The sequence below is a fragment of the Enterovibrio makurazakiensis genome, from assembly GCF_050336585.1.
Classification (GTDB): Bacteria; Pseudomonadota; Gammaproteobacteria; order Enterobacterales; family Vibrionaceae; genus Enterovibrio; species Enterovibrio gelatinilyticus.
Genome location: NZ_JAKJSE010000017.1, coordinates 111414 through 130807, shown reverse-complemented (window position 1 = coordinate 130807; position 19394 = coordinate 111414). Strand labels below are relative to the sequence as shown.

The 19394-nt window shown below is 47.7% G+C and carries 3 protein-coding genes; all 3 read left to right on the top strand.

The features are described from left to right. Positions 1-12: 12 nt before the first annotated feature. Genes L4D06_RS13960 through L4D06_RS13950 form a run of 3 tightly spaced genes read left to right on the top strand, consistent with a single transcriptional unit; the run spans position 13 to position 19386 of the window. The gene (locus L4D06_RS13960; protein WP_429740040.1) at positions 13-891 is read left to right on the top strand and encodes a CPBP family intramembrane glutamic endopeptidase; all 879 of its coding nucleotides are present in this window, start codon (positions 13-15) and stop codon (positions 889-891) included. A gap of 12 nt (positions 892-903) precedes the next feature. Beyond that, positions 904-1752 (top strand): CPBP family intramembrane glutamic endopeptidase, encoded by an 849-nt coding sequence (locus L4D06_RS13955; protein ID WP_429740038.1) that lies wholly within the window; start codon positions 904-906, stop codon positions 1750-1752. Positions 1753-1812: 60 nt separating this feature from the next. Continuing rightward, the gene (locus L4D06_RS13950) at positions 1813-19386 is read left to right on the top strand and encodes an amino acid adenylation domain-containing protein (RefSeq protein WP_429740036.1); all 17574 of its coding nucleotides are present in this window, start codon (positions 1813-1815) and stop codon (positions 19384-19386) included. Positions 19387-19394: the final 8 nt, after the last annotated feature.

Below are 19394 nucleotides of genomic sequence, written 5' to 3'. Positions count from 1 at the left end.
TAAGGGAATACTATGAGTAGCCACATTGAAGATGCACCCAAACGTGCACCCTCTGCAATAAAGAATATAGGCCGTTCTATTAGCTGGACGATTGCCCATTCTGCAATCTATTTCGGAATTCTGGTACCGCTAATTATTCTATGGTACCAAGTGATGGGTAAGCACGAAGTATATGGTGAGTGGTTCAACCATAACGGCGTAGTTATGATTGTCGTCAATGACATTATTCAGATCTCTGTCTTTTACTTGTTTATCAAATTCATTAAGAAAGAGAACTTATTTAAACGATGCAACTTCGTTTCATTTAGCAAGACAACGGCTCTTTATATCACCGCATTAAGCATTTCTGCGGCGATATTTACACATACGCTTTTCGCGCTACCTTATTTAAAAAACAACTTCGGTGGTTATGAATCTGTCATGGCCTTCTTGGTGGATACACCAAGCACATGGTCATTTGTACTATTCCTTATTATTGGATCGTTTTACAAAGAAATATTCTTCCGTGGTTTGCTATTTAATGAAATGCGAAGAGGCTTACACATTGGTATTTGCTACGCGCTGCTGTGTGTAATTTATACCTACTACTTTGAATTGATGCGTGACATCCCGCTCATGATCTATGCAGCAATAGGTACCTGCCTGTTCACCACCCTTTATCTTTGGACACGTTCAATGTATGCAGCCGTGATCATGCAGTTCCTCTCGACTGGTGGAATTTATGTGCTTCGACACAATGCCATGATCGACCAGTACAACCACACATACCACAATGCACTGTTACTTATCACATTTGGTGTCATTGCCTTCTCTCTTTACAAGGTTTACTCCCTATCCAAAAGATCTACCGTGCATCAGCACAGTGATTTCAAGAAATACGCAGGAAATTAAAGGAATTTTATTATGAGTATGGATACAACGCTAAATTCACGGCAGTTAGAAAAAGGCGGTAAGACCTCCTGGGGAAAAATTATTGCTTTAACCTTGGGTTACCTTTCTGTATATGTTGGGCTTGGTTATGTACTTATCTATTTGCTATTCACCGTGTTGCTAGATGTAAAGCCCTTACAGGATGCTTTCTACAACCTCCCGTTATTAACGGCACTGCTCTATTTCACTATATGCGTCATTCTTTCTGATATTTTCTTCAGAGTACGTGGAAAAAGTTTATATAAGGCCTGTCAATTTAGAAAGTTGGATATGACGACAACGTTTCTAACAATATTCGTGGCCGTTTGTATGTCAATTTTCACCGTCACAGTTGTTAACCTGAGTAGTGTAAAAGCATCACTGCCAGAGCTTGATAACTACATGGCGTGGATAATGGATAAAGAAGCCGCGCCTTTATTTTTGCTGTTCGCACTCGCAATAATTGTTCCTTTCGTTGAAGAAATTGTATTCCGTGGTGCTGTTTACAACGATGTGAAGGATTACAGCAACATTACTGTAGCCATTTTTATCCAAGCCTTGGTTTATGCAGTCATGCAATTCGAATTGGTGGTTGGTATCTACTCGTTCGTTTCCTCGGTGTTTTACATCATGGTCTATATCTGGTTCCGCTCCCTGTGGGCTTCCATTCTTATACAAGCTGCAAGCCTTGTATGTGTGATCAGTTGGCGTCGATTTGGGTTGAAAGACCAACTGATCGCCTGGGGTGATCAGACGATGTATCTGGTCGCTGCAGTCGCATTTACCTTGATGCTTGGAAGCTACTTCCTGCTCTGGAGGCACTACAAGCGTCATTACGCCTAATTGAAAGCACTAAAGATTGAAATATTCCCCAAAGACAAGTTGTAACTGAAGGTTAAAGAAATGGATTTAAATATCATCGACCAATTAGGCTTTTCGGATGAAGCTACCAATCATATCGAAGAAGTAAACAATAAGGATATCGCAGTTATCGGCCTTGAGGTCGTTCTTCCACATTGTGAAAATAAGTATGATTACTGGTCTTTGCTGGCATCGGGGCAACATGGAGTATCAGATTTCCCGTCATCTCGGCGTATCGATACTGACGCCTATTTTAAATTCAAATTTCCTCAACTGACTCCAACTTATCGGACTGGAGGGTATCTAAAGAACGTTGACAGGTTCGACCCCGCGTTCTTCGGTATGTCACCTAAAGAAGCTGCGCTGATGGATCCGCATCAGCGACTCTTTCTCCAAACGGCCTATCACGCCATTGAAGATGCTGGCTATGCTGGGAAGATCCGTAACTCAGAAACCGGCATCTATCTTGGCTACGCCCATGATGCGATGTACAGGCAATACATTGATGACGTTGCGCCACAAGAAAAAGCATCATCTACTTTGGGTAACCTCGCCTCATTGACGGCAAGCCGATTGGCTTACACCTTGAACCTTCAAGGGCCGTCAATGGTCGTGGATACTGCCTGCTCCTCGTCCCTTACAGCGTTGCACCTTGCGTGTCAGGGGTTAAGGAATGGCGACTGTGATACTGCAGTCGTTGGTGCCGTCAATCTGATGCTTATGCCCATCGAGACAGGTGACAAAATTGGTATTGAGTCTGACGACGGCTTTACCCGCGCATTCTCTGAAGGAAGCACAGGCACAGGGCTCGGGGAGGGTGTTGTCGCAATAATGCTTAAACCACTAGCCAACGCGGTTGAAGATCAAGACCCCATTTGGGGTGTAATTAAAGGCAGTGCGATCAATCAAGATGGTCGTTCTGCGGGTATCTCAGCGCCTAACGGCGATGCTCAGCAAAAAGTACTCGTCAAAGCCTGGCGAGACGCTGGAATCGACCCTCGTGAACTCAGCTATATCGAAGCTCACGGCACAGGCACTAAACTGGGTGATCCCATTGAAGTGGCAGCAATAAACGGAGCTTTCAAGCAATTCACCCCAGAAACAGATTTTTGCCAAATTGGTTCTGTGAAAACCAACCTTGGCCATCTGGACTCTGCTGCGGGTCTGGCAGGCTTAGTCAAAGTCTTGCTGTGCCTCAAACGCGAACAAATCGTCCCTTCTCTCTTTTACAGCGCACCCAATCCTTCAATTCAGTTTGATGGCGCTGTTTCGGTCGCAACGAAAAACCAACACTGGGAAGGCGAACAACGATTTGCAGGCGTGAGTGCATTTGGTCTAAGTGGTACGAACTGCCATATCGTGCTTCAAGCCCCCCCTGTTCAGGACATTTCTGAACCCCTTGATTTAACGACATACCCGTTTTTCTTATCTGCAAAAACTGAAGCGTCTCTATCACTGCTTATTGGCAAAACGGCGGCTTGGCTAAAAACACATCCAGAAACTCAGCCTCAAGACTTAAGCTACACGAGCATGTTTGCGCGGGCGCATCATGAACACCGATTTGCTGTCACTTTCTCGACAGTGCAATCGCTTGTTCAGGCACTGGAGGAACAGCAAAATACACAAGAATATGACCGATCAATCAACGCCGATAATGACGACACAATAACGAGAGCGTTAGCGCACTTCTATGCAGGAAACACGCCATTCAGCACCGCAGAGTACTCTCTATCAGGCCGCTGCATTTCCATGCCGGGGTATGCATTTGAGCCACAACGTTGCTGGACCACAGTACCAGAAACCGCGGTAAGCGCAGAGCCAACAGTGACAATGGCTGAGAGCAAAAAGCCAGCCATTGTCCTGCCAGACGTTGATGTTGAAGGCGGCGACGTTTCCACCACATCTCAAGTGGTGGCTAATATTTGGGGGCACACGTTAGACATCGATTCACTCTCACTTGACGATGACTATTATGCACTAGGCGGAGACTCAATCTTCGCACTAGACGTTCAGCAGTTGGTAAAGAGCGAACTGGGTGTCAGTATTGAGCTCCATGAGTTACTGGACCATGCCGTGTTTAAGGCTTTTTCTGCACTCGTTGAGTCCAGAGTTAACGAAGATACCGACACGTTAGAACACAGTGTCGACACAACGGACTCACCTCAGAATGTTCCGCTGTCATTTGCGCAAAAACGTTTGTGGTTTTTGGAGCAATTAGAAGACTTAGGTGCCTCTTTAAACCTTCCAACTGCTCTTGAACTAAAAGGGGGATTGGACGTCGATGCGCTGAAAAAATCCGTTGAAATCATTGTTGATAGCCACCCTGTTTTACGTGCTCGCTTCGTATCGGAAGACAACTCGGTTTATCAAGCGTTTGATGCATCTGGTGCTCCATTCGAGCGTCTAGACGTCAATCCCAATGAGCTCGACATTACGTTGGAGCATTTGGCAAACAAGCGTTTCGAACTGGAGGAAGGCAGTCTCTTTTCAACGTCGCTATTACGTGTTGAAGAAACACACCATGTCTTGTTTATCAACTGTCACCACATCATTGTTGACGGGTGGTCTATCGGGCTGATCATTCAAGAGCTTGGTAAACACTATGCCAGCCTTACGCAAGGGCTCTCGCCGCAGCAAACCCACAGCTCTGCTTTTTCCGATTATGCTCTCCAGCAACAAACGCTGACATCCACAAAAAATGAAGACGACTTTTGGTCTCAAAACCTAAAAGACTTACCACGTAAACCTTGGCTTCCAACGGATTATCCACGACCGAAAAAACAAAGCCATGCTGGTGCCTCACTTGAAATGATGTTGGATGAAGCACTTTCAGAAAAGGTGAAAAGCTGGAGTAAGAGCCAGGGATTGACCCTATATATGGCATTGAAAGCGGCATTTGATATTTCGCTGTCCGCATACAGTGGCCATACGGATATCATCGTCGGAACCCCTGTTTCAGGTCGAGAAAGCAAAAACGGTCAAGATTGGCGCCACACGGTAGGGCTTTTCATCAACAATATTGTCCTTCGAAGCCAAGTATCACCTGAAAAAAACCTTTCGACTTTCCTCTCGGAAGTTAAGCGGCAATGCGTGAGCAGTTTTGCGAATCAGACAATGCCATTTGACCGTCTCGTGGAGTTGTTGCAACCGGAGCGAGATCTTTCTTCAAGTCCTTTATTTCAAGTCATGTTCGCGCTTCAAAACTCACCAGTGGATGCCGTTCACATTGACAACTTGACGATGCGTGCTTTACCGCCTTTAAAGCAAACGAGTCAGTATGATCTTACCCTGAATTTGTTTGAATCCGGCGATACCATTTCTGGTGCATTTGAATACTGCAGTGATCTGTTCGATGAAGCCTCTATCGCTGCATTCTCAACCTTATATGTCGACATTGTCAGCCAAATGGTTGAACAGACTGACTCGACCATCGAAAGCCTGCTCGGGTGGAAAGACGTTGAACGGAAGTCTGAAAGCTCGAAACTAACAGGTGCCAAACCAGAAAGCTGGAGCACAGCCGTACTGAAAGCCTTTGCCGACAATCCAGATGCAATCGCCTTTGAATACGCTGACCGCACAGTGACGTATCAAGAGTTTGTTGAGCAAGCTTCTCGTGTCGCGCATGACCTGCAAAGAGAAAATACCGATGTATCTCTGACGGCCGTCATCGGCAAAACGCCTGAGGATTTGGCAACTGGCGCGCTGGCAATTAGCATCGCCGGCGGAAGAATGCTGGCTTTAGATGGCAAAGAGTCAACAACCTATTTGCGCAATCTTCTCAATGAGTCTGGCGCAACGGCTGTCCTATCAAATACCTCGTTAAGCCTGTTCGAGCAATTACCATCACACGCGCTGTATTCAGGGGAAGGTGCCGACGTTGAGATTCTGACCAATAGCAAAGCTCTCACCTTTGAAATCAGTCTTTGGGACAGTCGTGCTGGTGAGATCCAAACGGTCAACCAGCAAGCATTCAGTCACTGGCTTGGGAAACTAAAATCCTCGGCCACGGTTTTGACCGGACAGCCATGGATCGCCGCAAAACACGACAACCTTGATCAGCTTATTCTGGATGGGCTTTATCCCGTTTCGCAGGGGGCAACTGTCGTTATTTCAGACACTCCAACCTCTTTGCCTCCTTTGGCGTTAACGGATGCAATTAAAGGAGCGTTGGCCTCAAAGCTTCCTGCGTACATGGTACCAACGGATCTTGTCGTACTCGATTCACTGCCAACCACGCCAAACGGAAAGATAGATAGAAAAGCACTACCTGACATGCGCGAAGCGATGGAAAGCCCTAACATGTCTTTGTCGCTTTCTCCCTCTGTGGCGCGTTGGCATGAATTGCTGCAACACGCACCTATGCTGCACAGCTTGCCGCTAAGTGCTAAACGAAACAGTAACAGTTATATCCCATCGCAACTGGCGTCAAAGCTGTCAAAAGACAGCATCGAACAACTGCACAAACTGGCCAATAGCCATGACGTAGATATGAACTGGCTTTTGCTGGCAATACAGGCAGCAACCATTGCATATCGCGGCTATGAAACCTCCTTGGTGATTGAAGCGACCAAGGATGGCGAAAGCAAGCCGCTGGCTTTCAGCGTTGAGCCTAAGTGCTCGCTTATTGAGTTGGCCACTGAGCTGGCAACGACATGGCATGCTCTTCCAAAATGGGACAGTGAACAATACTGTGAAGAATTGTCTCTTAGCAGTGAAGCACACCATCCGGTCTATCAAATCGGATTTGGCGATCAGAAAAGCCGTCAAACACTCGATCTGACGCTAGTATCATCAGACGATGAGGTCACGTGGCTCTTTAACCACGCGATTTTAGACGCACCGTCTGTTAACGATTTGGATTCAACGTTTGTCCAACTAGCATCCCAATTGCTGTTAAAGCCCGCGCAGCCAACCTCCGCATACACGCTTATTGACCCTCTCGGCTTGGAAGCGGTTAAGGCGTGGAATGCACAAACACCTGCTGCATCTATCGGCGGAGATTTACTTTCTCTGTTTAACCGTTCTTTGCATCAATTTGGTGGAAATACAGCATCTCGCTTTATCTCTGAACACGGACAGGCGAGTGAGCTTAGTTATTCAGACCTCGACATGCGTTCGACGACTGTTGCCAAATGTTTGATTGAATCGGGCGTTAAAAAAGGGGACCTCGTTGGTCTGTATTTGTCCCATTCAGAACAGTTGATCATTGCCCTTCTCGGCGTTTTGAAAGCGGGTGCTGCGTATGTTCCTCTAGACCCGTCGCATCCCGTTAGTCGAAATGCCTTAATTCTGGACGATGCCTCATGCAAATGGACGCTCACAAATACCGCTTTGCAGGAAGCGTTATCCGCTTCTGAAACGCTCACTGTTTGTATTGATTCTCTTCCAGCCGTTGATGAATCAACGACCTTGCCAACCGTATCTCACGAAGACCTCGCCTATGTTATTTACACATCAGGCTCTACGGGTAAACCTAAAGGGGTAATGATCAGCCATGGTGCTGCCTTTAACTTCATTAAAGGGATGCATCAACAGTTGCCCGTTTCACAGTGCAACAACTGGCTATGGGTGACCACCGTCAGCTTTGATATCGCCTTGTATGAATGGCTGGGATGCTTAAGTCTTGGTCATTGCAGTGTGATTCCGAGCAGCGAGGTGATCGCAGATACCCAGCGCTTAAATGCGCTGATCAAGGACGAAGACATTGGCCTTATTCAAACAACACCTTCGAGGTGGAAGCTTCTTCTTGATAATGGCTTTGAAGGACAAACTAGCCTGCTCGCGCTCTGTGGTGGCGAAGCACTACCTAATGACACCAAGTCTCGCCTCATCCCGCAAGTGCAGGCACTATGGAATTGTTATGGCCCTACCGAAGCCACTGTATGGTCACTCGTTTCAAAATGCGAACTTGAAGAAGATGTCACCCTAGGAAGAAACTTACCGGGTTATCAGCATTTTGTGCTTTCCTCAGCAGGACAAATGCTGCCTAAGGGCGCAGTGGGTGAGCTGTGTATTGGCGGTACGAGTCTGGCTGAAGGTTACTTTCAGCGAGAGGAACTCACCGCCAAGCAGTTCGTCAATACGGAAGCTGGCTTTGTCTACCGCACAGGCGATCTCGCCCTATTGAATCAAGATGACACCATCTCATACAAAGGCCGCATTGATGACCAAGTAAAATTGCGAGGGCACCGCATAGAGTTAGGCGAAATCGCTAGTCACATTAAAGGACACGATAACGTCGACGATGCGGTTGTTATCGCACGTAACAACGTTTTGGTTGCTTACATCGTATCAGCAGGTGAACGCGATGATGCCCTTCCTCTTCAAAAGGCGGTTTCTGATTCAGAAAACGGTTGGATTCATCTTAGTGATAACCAAGCTCAAAACATTGACGTAAACCAAAACCATGATGCGTCTTTCTTGGTCACAGGTGGACTCATACAGTCCGACTCCGTCTGCAATCTTCCCTTGCGTGACACTGCCGTCCTGCTTAATAGTACTTTAGCGGGGACGTTTAGTGGTGGCATCTACAGATTGAATGAAGCTGATCTGGCGTGGCCTCACATGCCTCTTGGGCAATCTCTGATTACCCATCAGGTCAACAGGTCATCCCAAGGTGTGAATCGCATGCGTTTGGGATCGCAATCTGAAAACGTTGTCTTAGTGAAAGGATGCGATAATCGCCCTGTATACTCTCAGCCTTACGCACCCACATTCCAAAAGCAACTCGACCAAACCAAAGCGTTCCTCGAGCAAAGAGAAGACATCACGTCAGCACTGGTTTGCGTCAATGGACGGAATCAAATCATCGCTTTTGTTGCAGGCTCCGACGGACACCTGTCTATCGATGAACTCAAAACATATCTCTTTAACTCGGTCAGCCGACAAGCCTTCCCTCACCATATTTATTGTGTCGAACCGACGGAGCTAGAACTTCATCGAAATCACCCTCTAGACTTAATCGAAAAGGTGATGACCAACCGACCACTAAGTGATGTTGAAACCAAACTAAAAGCAATTTGGTTAAGTGTTCTGGATGTTCAAGACATAGGCCTTTCAGACAACTTCTTTGCGATAGGTGGTCATTCTCTTCTCGCCGCCAAAGTCTTATCGCGTATTACCGACGAATTAGGCGTTTCTACCCCTCTGAAAACGCTTTTTACTCACCCTACGCTCGCGCAACTTGCTGACGCTATCGAGACCTCCTCTAGGCTGCAAGGTGATACAGAAACTCGCATTACAGCAGTAGCACGAGACAAAAAGTTACCACTCTCTCTCACCCAGCAAAGACTGTGGCTCATCGAGCAAATTGGCGACCGCTCGGCAGGTTACAACGTATATGATGGGTACCGATTGGCGGGCTCACTAAATGAAACCTTACTGAAAAAGGTCATCTCTGGCGTCATTGCCAAACATGAAGTGTTCAGAAGCCGATTCCCAACCCAAGATGGTCAGCCATATCTTGTCATTGATGAGGTCCGTGGCTTTGACCTCCCTTCAGAAGAATGTAGCGACGAGACGCTCAACGCGCTGCTCGAAAAGGATGCTCTAGCACCGTTTGATCTGGAGAATGGACCACTCTTCCGGATACGTTTATTTAAACTTGCCGATGACCACCATGTTCTTTGGATCAACATGCACCACATCATTACTGATTTGTGGTCTGTTGGCTTATTGATGGAAGAAATCATCAATGCATATAGAACCGAACTTGAGGGAGAAACTGCGGACCTCTCCCCTCCGGCTCTCCAATACGCTGACTATGCCGTGTGGCAGCATGAACATGTTTCTTCAGATACGTTTAGCCGTGAAGTTCGCTACTGGCAGCACCAGTTGGAAGCACTGCCACCGTTGCTCGAGTTGCCTACGGATCACCCAAGACCTGTCGTGCAACAATTTGACGGTGAAAAGATAACCGTCCGTCTCTCGCCGACGTTAACTGAAAAAGTAAAAGCACTCTGTGAAAGCCAAGAAACCACGCTGTTTAATCTGCTGCTTGCCACCTATCAGATCCTGCTTTCACGATATGCTGGTAGTGATGACATTGCCGTCGCTTCACCGAGTGCGGGACGCACACATCACGATGTCGAGTCAATGCTTGGCTTTTTCATCAATACTCTCATCCTTCGCTCTAACGTGGATGCATCGCTGACATTCAATGACTTTCTAAAACACGTCAGTCACACAGCGACTGATGCCCAAACCCATCAAAGCGTTCCCTTTGAGCATTTGGTCGAAGTTCTGCAACCAGAAAGAAATACCAGCCACCAGCCTTTGGCACAGGTGTCGATGGCACTGCAAAACGCGGTGTCCAACAGTCTTTCGCTCAATCACCTTGCGCTTCCGAATCTTTCGCTTTCCCCGATTGAAATTGACGCCAGCGTGACGAAATTTGACCTGACCTTATGGTTATCGGACCAAGATCAAGCCTTAACGGCGGTTTGGGAATACAACACCAGCTTGTTCACTCGTGAAAGTATCGAAGAAATGGCAAGCCACTTCGAAATGTTGCTTGAGTCGGTAGTATCAAATCCAGCTAGCGTGATCAGTGAGTTGTCCTGGCTGACAAAACAAGAATGGCAGCACTTAGTGCATGACTGGAACCAAACCTCTGAAGACTACGATCGCAACATGACGTTGCATGGCTACTTCGAGACCCAAGTTGCGCTTCGTCATGAAGCAACCGCTTTGGTTGAACATGGAGGACGTGAAGTCAGTTACAAGGCGCTCAATGAGGCTGCAAACCAGTTAGCACATCAATTGCGCGAAAACGGTATCACCCGAGGCTCACTGGTGCCAGTTTGCTTAGAACGAAGTGCAGACATGGTTGCTGCTGTCATGGGGATAGTAAAAGCAGGTGCAACCTATGTGCCGATTGAGATTGGTTCCCCAGCGTCACGAGTCAGAAACATTCTTGCGCAGGTCGACAAAGCCAATCGCCAAACGTCGATGGTTACTTGTCAATCCCAGCTTAATAGCTTTAGACATGCGAAGTGGTTAGACGGAAACATAGACCGTTTTATCGTAATGGACGCCCTCTGTCGCCGTTTACCTGCAGAGTCAGATAACTTTACTGAAACGCAAGCAATGTTCGATCATATTGCGGAAAGTGCGACTGATGAGATCACTGCAGGCGGCTTCAGAAGTATCTACACAGGCCGTTGTTTCAAGCAACATCAAGTCGACCGATATCGTGATCATGTAGTTGGCCTGTGCACCCCCTCTTTGAATAAAGAAGCACATGTGCTCGAATTGGGTTGCGGCTCAGGTTTAATCGCCTTTGAAATTGCCCCTCTTGTTGAACGTTACTACGCTATCGACCCGTCGGAAGTGACGCTGGAAGCGAATCGGGTTAAACAATCAGATACGCTGCCTGGTCTTTCGTTTCAGCAAGGGTTTGCTCATGATGAGCTAGATATCCCACCGGAAAGTCTCGATCTCATTCTGTTGGCGAGTACCGCGCAATTCTTCCCAGGGTATTGCTACACCGAGTCTGTGATAGCCACTCTCGTCACGCTCCTCAAACCTTCAGGAAAGATTGTTTTCTGTGATCTGCCTGATTTGGGACAAAAAGACGCACTGGAAGCATCGCTTGTCACTCACCATGCCACAGATCCAGAAAACACGAACGCCGCCTGGCAACAAGATTTAGAAAAACCGCTCTACTTTCACCAAGCATTTTTTGAAGAACTTACAGCGTCCATTGGGTCCCTCTCTCAGCCTGTTTTCACCTCCAGAGAAAACGACTTCGATGACGAACTGCAATACCGCTTCGACGTGGTGATACAAAAAGGCGTGGAAACAGCGACAGACACCCCGCTGGTAACAACGAAGTGGCATCAACAGCAACAACCCACAGACAATCTTGATGTGACAGTGCTGCCGAGCGACTCGTCTTATATCATTTTTACATCAGGGACGACGGGCACGCCAAAAGGCGTAGAGATGCAGCATCAAGCTGTTTTCAACACCCTGAACTGGGTTAACAAAACACAGAACGTAGGCCCAAGTGACCGACTTCTGTTTGTGACATCACTGTCTTTTGATCTCTCCGTTTACGATATCTTCGGCGTGTTGGGTGCTGGGGGGAGCGTCCGGATCGCCTCCAATGATGAGTGCAAAGATCCGGAGCAACTGGCGAACATTCTGCTGCACGAACCCATCACATTCTGGGATTCCTCACCAGCATATATGAAACAACTCATGCCGTTGATGGAAGGGCTGCTTAGCCAGCCAAACACCGACAATACAAAGCTATGCAAAGTTTTCTTCAGTGGAGACTGGATTGGCTTGGCCCTGCCTCAACACGTGAAGCAATATTTCCCGAATGCCAAAGTACTCGGTCTGGGCGGGGCGACCGAAGCAGCCATATGGTCGAACTTCTATCCAATCGATCAAATACAGCCTTCTTGGACAAGTATTCCCTACGGAAGACCTATTTCAAATGCGCAGTATTATGTCCTTGATAGCACACTGTCACCGTGCCCAGTAGGGGTGCCTGGTGACCTATATATCGCGGGTGATTGTCTGGCGAAGGGCTACTACGGCGATCAAGAAATGACCGGGAAGAAGTTCATTCGAAATCCTCTTTCAGGAACGCCTAGCCCCCGACTATATCATACGGGGGATCGCGCACGCTGGATGCGTTCAGAATCCGGCATCCTTGAGTTTCTTGGCCGTCAGGATTTTCAGGTCAAACTGAGAGGTTTCCGTATCGAATTGGGTGAAGTTGAAGCAAAACTTCTCGCCAACGATGCCATTGAAGAAGTGTTTGTCCACCTTCATCGAGACCCTGAAGGCAATGAAGCGTCTGATTGCCTCGTTGCTTACTATATTTGCGCAGATCATGCGTCCGCCTCCTCGGACACACTACGCTACTTCTTAGCTGAGCACTTACCCGAATACATGATTCCTACCCACTATGTGGAAATGGAAGCATTCCCTGTCACATCTAACGGCAAACTCGACAGATCAGCGTTACCAGAACCACAGTCTAGTCGTGACGAAACCGCAGATATCGTGTTGCCTGAGACAGCACACGAATCAGCGTTGTTGGCACTATGGCAGGCAGAGTTTAGTCGTTCTAACATCAGTACCACCGACGACTTCTTCCATATTGGTGGCAACAGTATCAGTGCGGTGAGACTCATTGGAGCCATTCAAAAGAATTTAGGCTTGACAGTGCCACTTCGCGCTATCTTCGAACATCGCTCAATCAAAGCAATGGGTTCCATGCTGAGCGAACTGTCAGAAGCACCAGAACAAGCTGATACGCTCGCGTTAATTGGTGATCCGGCACGCACTCACGCTCCACTGACACCCGCACAAGCTGGTCTGTTTTTCATTGACCAATTTGAGAAAGGTTCATCGGCTTACCATATTCCTACGCTGGTAAAACTTACACCTTCTGCCAATATCAACATGCTTCAACGCGCGTTGGAACGCGTAGTCGAGAGACATGCAATCCTTCGAACACGCTTCACGTTGAGCGAAACCCAAGAGCCCGTGCAGAGAATTACTGACTCGGTCCCTGCACTTACTATTCACCATGCTGACGAAGCTCACACCCTGTCTCAGGTGATTCATCAACTGACAGAAGGTGACTTTGACCTCACAGAAGAAAACCCTGTGAGATTAGCCCTAGTCAAAGACAACGATGACACTTACTTGCTGATGGTATTTCACCACATTGCCTTTGACGGTTGGTCAGCAGATATCTTCCTTAAAGATTTGGCGACAGCTTACACAAAGCTAAAAGATGGTCATGACTCATCACTACCGCAACTGCAAGCAAGCTTTGCAGACTATGCAGCGTGGAATAAAGCGGTACTCGAAAATGGCAGAATGCAGGCATTGGAAGATTATTGGATTCCACAGCTTACGGGATATCAGAATCTTGAACTCAGCACTGACTATGCTCGCCCTACCGTCTTTGACTATCACGGCAACGAGTCAGCTTTCGCACTGAGCGAAAAAGAGTCTGTTGCGCTTCGCCAACTTGCAGAAGCGCACAGCGTAACCCTCAACACAATCATGATCTCGGCCTTTTATGTCGCACTTGCGAAGCTATCCGGACAACATGACATAGTGATTGGTACGCCATCTGACAATAGGAATCATAGCGACACTCAAGAGATTATTGGTCTGTTTATCAATGCATTACCTATAAGGTTCAATGCAAACGAAGCCATGACTTTGGCCTCACTATTCAATCAAACAAACGCCACAATGCTTGATGCGAAAACCCATCAAGACATGCCATTTGAAGCACTTACCCAATGCTTGGATGTCACCAGAGACACATCAAGACACCCGATATTCCAGGTAATGTTCAGCGTCCAGTCATTTGCTGGGAATGAGCAGGCACGAGGAGATCTTCCATTTGAAGCCCCACCAAATGAGATAGGCTCTCTTTTCCCGCAACGCGCGAAGTTTGATTTGAACGTGTTCATCGATGACAGTGCTAGTGCGCTGAGTGGCGAGTTGGTGGGCGCATCCGCACTCTTTTCGAAAGCAACCTTGGCGCGAATCGTGCACATGTATCGCCATGTACTGACTCATTGCATAGCCGCACCACAGCAAACGATCGCAGAAATTGGCTCTCTGACGAAGGAAGATCATCAATGGCTATCATCAAAAGCGACGGGGGCGGCACCTTCTCGAGACAACACAGAGTCAGTGATTAGCTTGTTTGAGAAACAATGCCTTCTCACACCAGATGTTGTGGCCTTGTATGAAGATAACCAGCACGTGACATATCGTGATCTCAATGTCCGTGTTAATCAGCTGAGTCACTTATTGGTTCAGAATGGCATCGCACCTGGCGATCGGGTGGGCATCTACCTCTCTCGGAGTGTGGTGAGCACCGCCGCAATACTTGCAACGCTTAAATCCGGCGCAACCTATGTTCCACTGGATCCTAGCTATCCTGAGAGTCGACTCGCTTTCATGGTCGACGATGCGCAAGTTTCAGCGATGTTCGTAGAGTCTTCTCTGCCTCGTTTAACCGCAAACGAAAACGTCACACACATCAGTATTGATCGCATTGATTTTCGCACTCTGCCAACCCACTCGGTCGACTTAAGCGACTATTCGACTCCCCTCTATGTGCTTTACACATCAGGCTCAACAGGCAAGCCCAAAGGGGTAATCGGAACACAACAGGGATTGATAAATCGACTTTACTGGATGTGGGAGCAGTACCCATTTGCAGAGAATGAAGTCAATTGCCATAAAACATCACTCAACTTTGTTGACCACGCGTGGGAGCTTTTTGGTGCCCTGTTGAAAGGAGTACCAACACTCATCATACACGGCCGGGACAGCAAGGATTTATTGACGACGGCAACAAAAATTGCCCAACACAAGGTGACAAGACTTGTCGTGGTGCCCTCGTTACTCGATGCAATACTCAGCTTACCGGAACACAGAAGTGCTGACTTTAACAGCATTCAGTGCTGGACAAGCAGCGGCGAAGTATTGCAGGCAAAGACAGTGAGTGCCTTCTATCAGCGCTACCCCGTGTCTACGCTTCTCAATATCTATGGATCTTCTGAAGTGGCTGCGGATGTAACCTGTTTCGATACCCGCGAATTAAGAGGGTTTGATGGACAAGTAACCGCGGTGCCAATTGGTAAGCCGATTACCAATGTTTCACTAATTGTCGCAGATTCCCAAGGAACCCCTTCTCCTGTCGGTACCGTTGGAGAACTCTACATCGCTGGCTCTTGCCTTGCGCAAGGCTACACCCAGTTAGCTGCTACGGATGAGCGCTTCGTGACTCTGGATTGTCACCAAGTTCGTTTGTTTAAAACAGGCGATCTCGTTAAGTGGAATATCCATGGTTCTTTGGAGTTTGTAGGCCGGACCGACTTCCAGATAAAAATTCGCGGTCACCGAATTGATATCGCCGATGTTGAATCCAACCTCCTTGCTATTGACGGGATTGCACGAAGCATTGTAACCAGCGTAGACATTGGAGGAGACACGTCCTTAGTCGCTTACATCGTGCCAACGTCAGGTGGCGATGTCACACCCACAGACATCGACACACTGTTACGTGCACGACTGCCTGACTACATGGTTCCGAACTTCATCGAAATCTTGGATGCAATGCCACTGACTCCAAACGGAAAAATTGATCGAACCGCTCTCCCTCTCCCGAGCACTCGCTCTTCTGTGATAAGTCAACAAGCAGAGGCACCGCGTACGGATGTTGAACATAAAATAGCGTCCATCTGGAAAGACATGTTTGCCACTGAAGAGGTCTGTATTAATCAGAGCTTTTTTGCAGCCGGCGGGAACTCGATTTCAGCGGTCAAGCTCGTCGCGATGATTGAGCAAAACCTTGGGATGACGGTGAGCTTGCAAGCGCTGTTTACTAACCCGACGATCAAAGGCATAGCAGCGTCAGTTTCAGAGAACAGAACACAAGCGATTCCGGTTATTGATACCGAGCACGCGCCACTTTCATTTGCTCAAGAAAGACTGCTATTTATTGAGCGCCTTGAACAAGGCACGGATGCATATCACCTGCCCACCTTACTGGCCTTGGCGCCATCCGTTGATGTTTCTATTCTCAGCGATGCCATCACTCATGTGGTTGAAAGGCATCAGATCCTTCGAACTGTCATTTCCACGGATGCCGCAGGAAAGGACTATCAGCGCAGTATCTCTAAACCTTCTTTAATGACAGAGATAAACGCGAAAGATGACGAAGATATTAAAGAACTGGTGGCAACGTTTATTGAAAAGCCGTTTGATTTCGAGCACGAGTGTCCACTTCGAATCGCATTTGTCCGTCAGGCAAACCAAAATTATGTGCTGTTTGTTTTCCACCACATCGCTGTAGATGGTTGGTCGACCGATATCTTTATGTCGGAGATTTCGTCAGCCTATGACGCGTTGTTAATTGGTGAGTTTCCGACGTTACCTTCACTTGATATTCAGTATGCTGACTATGCAGCATGGCAAAGGAGCACGATGGATGCGTCTGCCATTGACGAACAAGTCTCGTACTGGAAAGGTCAGGTTGAAGGTATTGATACGTTAGCATTGCTGACTGATCACCATCGTCCTAGCCATGTCGATTACCGTGGCGATAACATTCTTTTTAATTTGGACGAAGCCCTCTCTGCGTCATTGAGAAAACTGGCGGTAGATAATGAAACAACGCTTTACACTGTATTGCTTGCGGGCTTTGCTAACATGCTCAAAACGTTGTCTGGCCAGTCCGACTTTGTTGTAGGCACACCTTCAGACAATCGCGATCACCCGCAGTTGCACAACCTGATCGGTTTCTTCGTAAATACGTTGCCACTTCGCATCTCTGTTGCGGAAGAAACTTCAGCACGTGCGCTCATCGGTGCACTCCACCATACGTTAGGTGAAGCCAAATCACATCAAGCACTGCCGTTTGAAAAATTGGTAAGCGCGTTAAATGTGCCTCGGGACACATCCAGACATCCGTTGTTCCAAACAATGTTCAGTTTGCAGTCGTTTGGCCGTCATTCAGGAAATCACGGCGACAGTCAGTTTGGACAAATCATTCCAACGGGTTCATCGACTGAATCGGTCGCCAGATACGATCTAAGCCTGTTCATGGATGACAGCGAATCAGCCATTCAAGGACGGTTTAACTTTGCCGAATCGCTTTTCCGCCGTTCGACGGTTGAACACTTCGCACAGCTGTTCGTTGAATCGCTAAAAACCCTCGTTCACAGCCCTGACTCAAGTTTGTCTCAGCAGGCTGTTTTAACGGGCTCTGACAAAGAGATCGTTTTCCAATATCAGAACGCTTCCGCTAAAACTGAGTACTCTTCTTCGTTGAAAGCAAGATTCGAAGAAATGGTCGCGGAAAACCCTGACGCCCCTGCAGTGGTTACCTCCGAAGGAACCTTGTCATACGGACAATTGAACGAGAAAGCCAATCAGTTGGCGCATACGTTGATTGAGGCAATGGCATCTGAGAAGCAAGCGTCGAGATTGGTTCCTCTTATGCTTTCACCAGGCGCAGATGTCCTCATCAGCATCATTGGCGTGTTGAAAGCAGGTTGTGCCTATGTGCCCGTCTCTCCCGATTATCCGAAAGAGCGAATCGCATTCATTTTGGCGGATACGGGCGCAAGAACCATCGTCACTGAGTCATCATTTGAAACGCTGTTGGCGTCAGTGTCAGATTCCACGACGCTCACAACAATCTTGATGGACGACCATCGTCGAGACACTGCCTCTAAGGTAAACCCTGATTGCAGCCTGCAAAGCGATGATCTCGCTTATGTCATTTACACCTCAGGTACCACTGGGAAACCTAAAGGCGTTATGGTCGAGCACCGCAATGTTGAGAACTACCGTCAGGCTGTCTCTCCATGGATGAGCACTGTGAACAATGTAGATTTCTCTACCAACTACTGCTTCGACTTAACGGTGACGACAACACTCATCCCTCTTCTGAGCGGCAAATCAGTTTGTGTCTACACAGGCGATATATTGGACACCAAGGCTTACCAACACCATTTGATGGCCAACCGGATTGAGATGGTAAAGACCACGCCAAGTCTGGCAAAAGCCTTGCTAAATGAGTATGACGGACAGCCTCTTTCCGTTCTCATGCTCGGTGGTGAAGCACTTGAAACCTCGACGCTGGAGAGCTTATCAGCGACAGCTAAGCTAATTCTCGATGAGTATGGACCAACAGAGACAACCGTTGGCGCGATGATTTCTCAGGTCCATCCGAAAAAAGATAAAGGCATCGGGTTTGCGTATCCGAATGTCAGTCTGCATAACCTCTCTCCATCAGGCATGCCTTTGCCAGTCGGTGCAAGGGGCGAACTCTATATCGGCGGAGCATCTGTCACCCGAGGCTACTTGAACCAGAAGACGCTGACAGAGAAAAGCTTCTCAATGCATCCTGTTGGTAAGGATGGCGGCATGGTCAAGCTCTACAAAACGGGTGATGAGGTTTCTTGGAACAAGGATGGATCGCTGCGCTATCTCGGTCGTGTTGATGAGCAGGTAAAACTGCGTGGTTATCGGGTAGAACCTGCTGAGATTTCTGCTCACATACTTGCTCTGGAAGAGGTCGAAGATGCCGTTGTAATGCCTATTGGCAACCCAGCCAGCCATCTCGCGGCGTATATCGTCAAATCGCCAGAAATAGGTTTATCGGAAGATCGCCTAAAACAGGTGCTTCGCGATGCGCTCCCAGAATATATGGTTCCAACCTCCTTCATGTTTATGGATAACCTGCCAAAAACGGCCAACGGGAAGTTAAACAAGGCGGCTTTACCACAGCCTTCAAGAGTCCAATCCCGAGGACCTGTGCACCCTGTTACTAAAACCGAGAAAAACATCGCGCCTATTTGGCAGACGTTATTGAAATTGGAGGAAGTCTGCATTGAAAGCAACTTCTTTGAACTTGGCGGACATTCACTCCTTGCTGTTCAATTGGTCAATGAAATCAACAATGAACTGTCGCTTAGCCTATCGGTTAGAGAGTTCATTGAACGTCAAACCTTGCAGGACGTTGCTAAACGGGTCGATGAGCTACAACTGGCAAATGCGTTAGAGCGCGATCTAGACGATCAAGACGTCTTCACGGAAGAAGATTTCTTCTAACCGCAGGT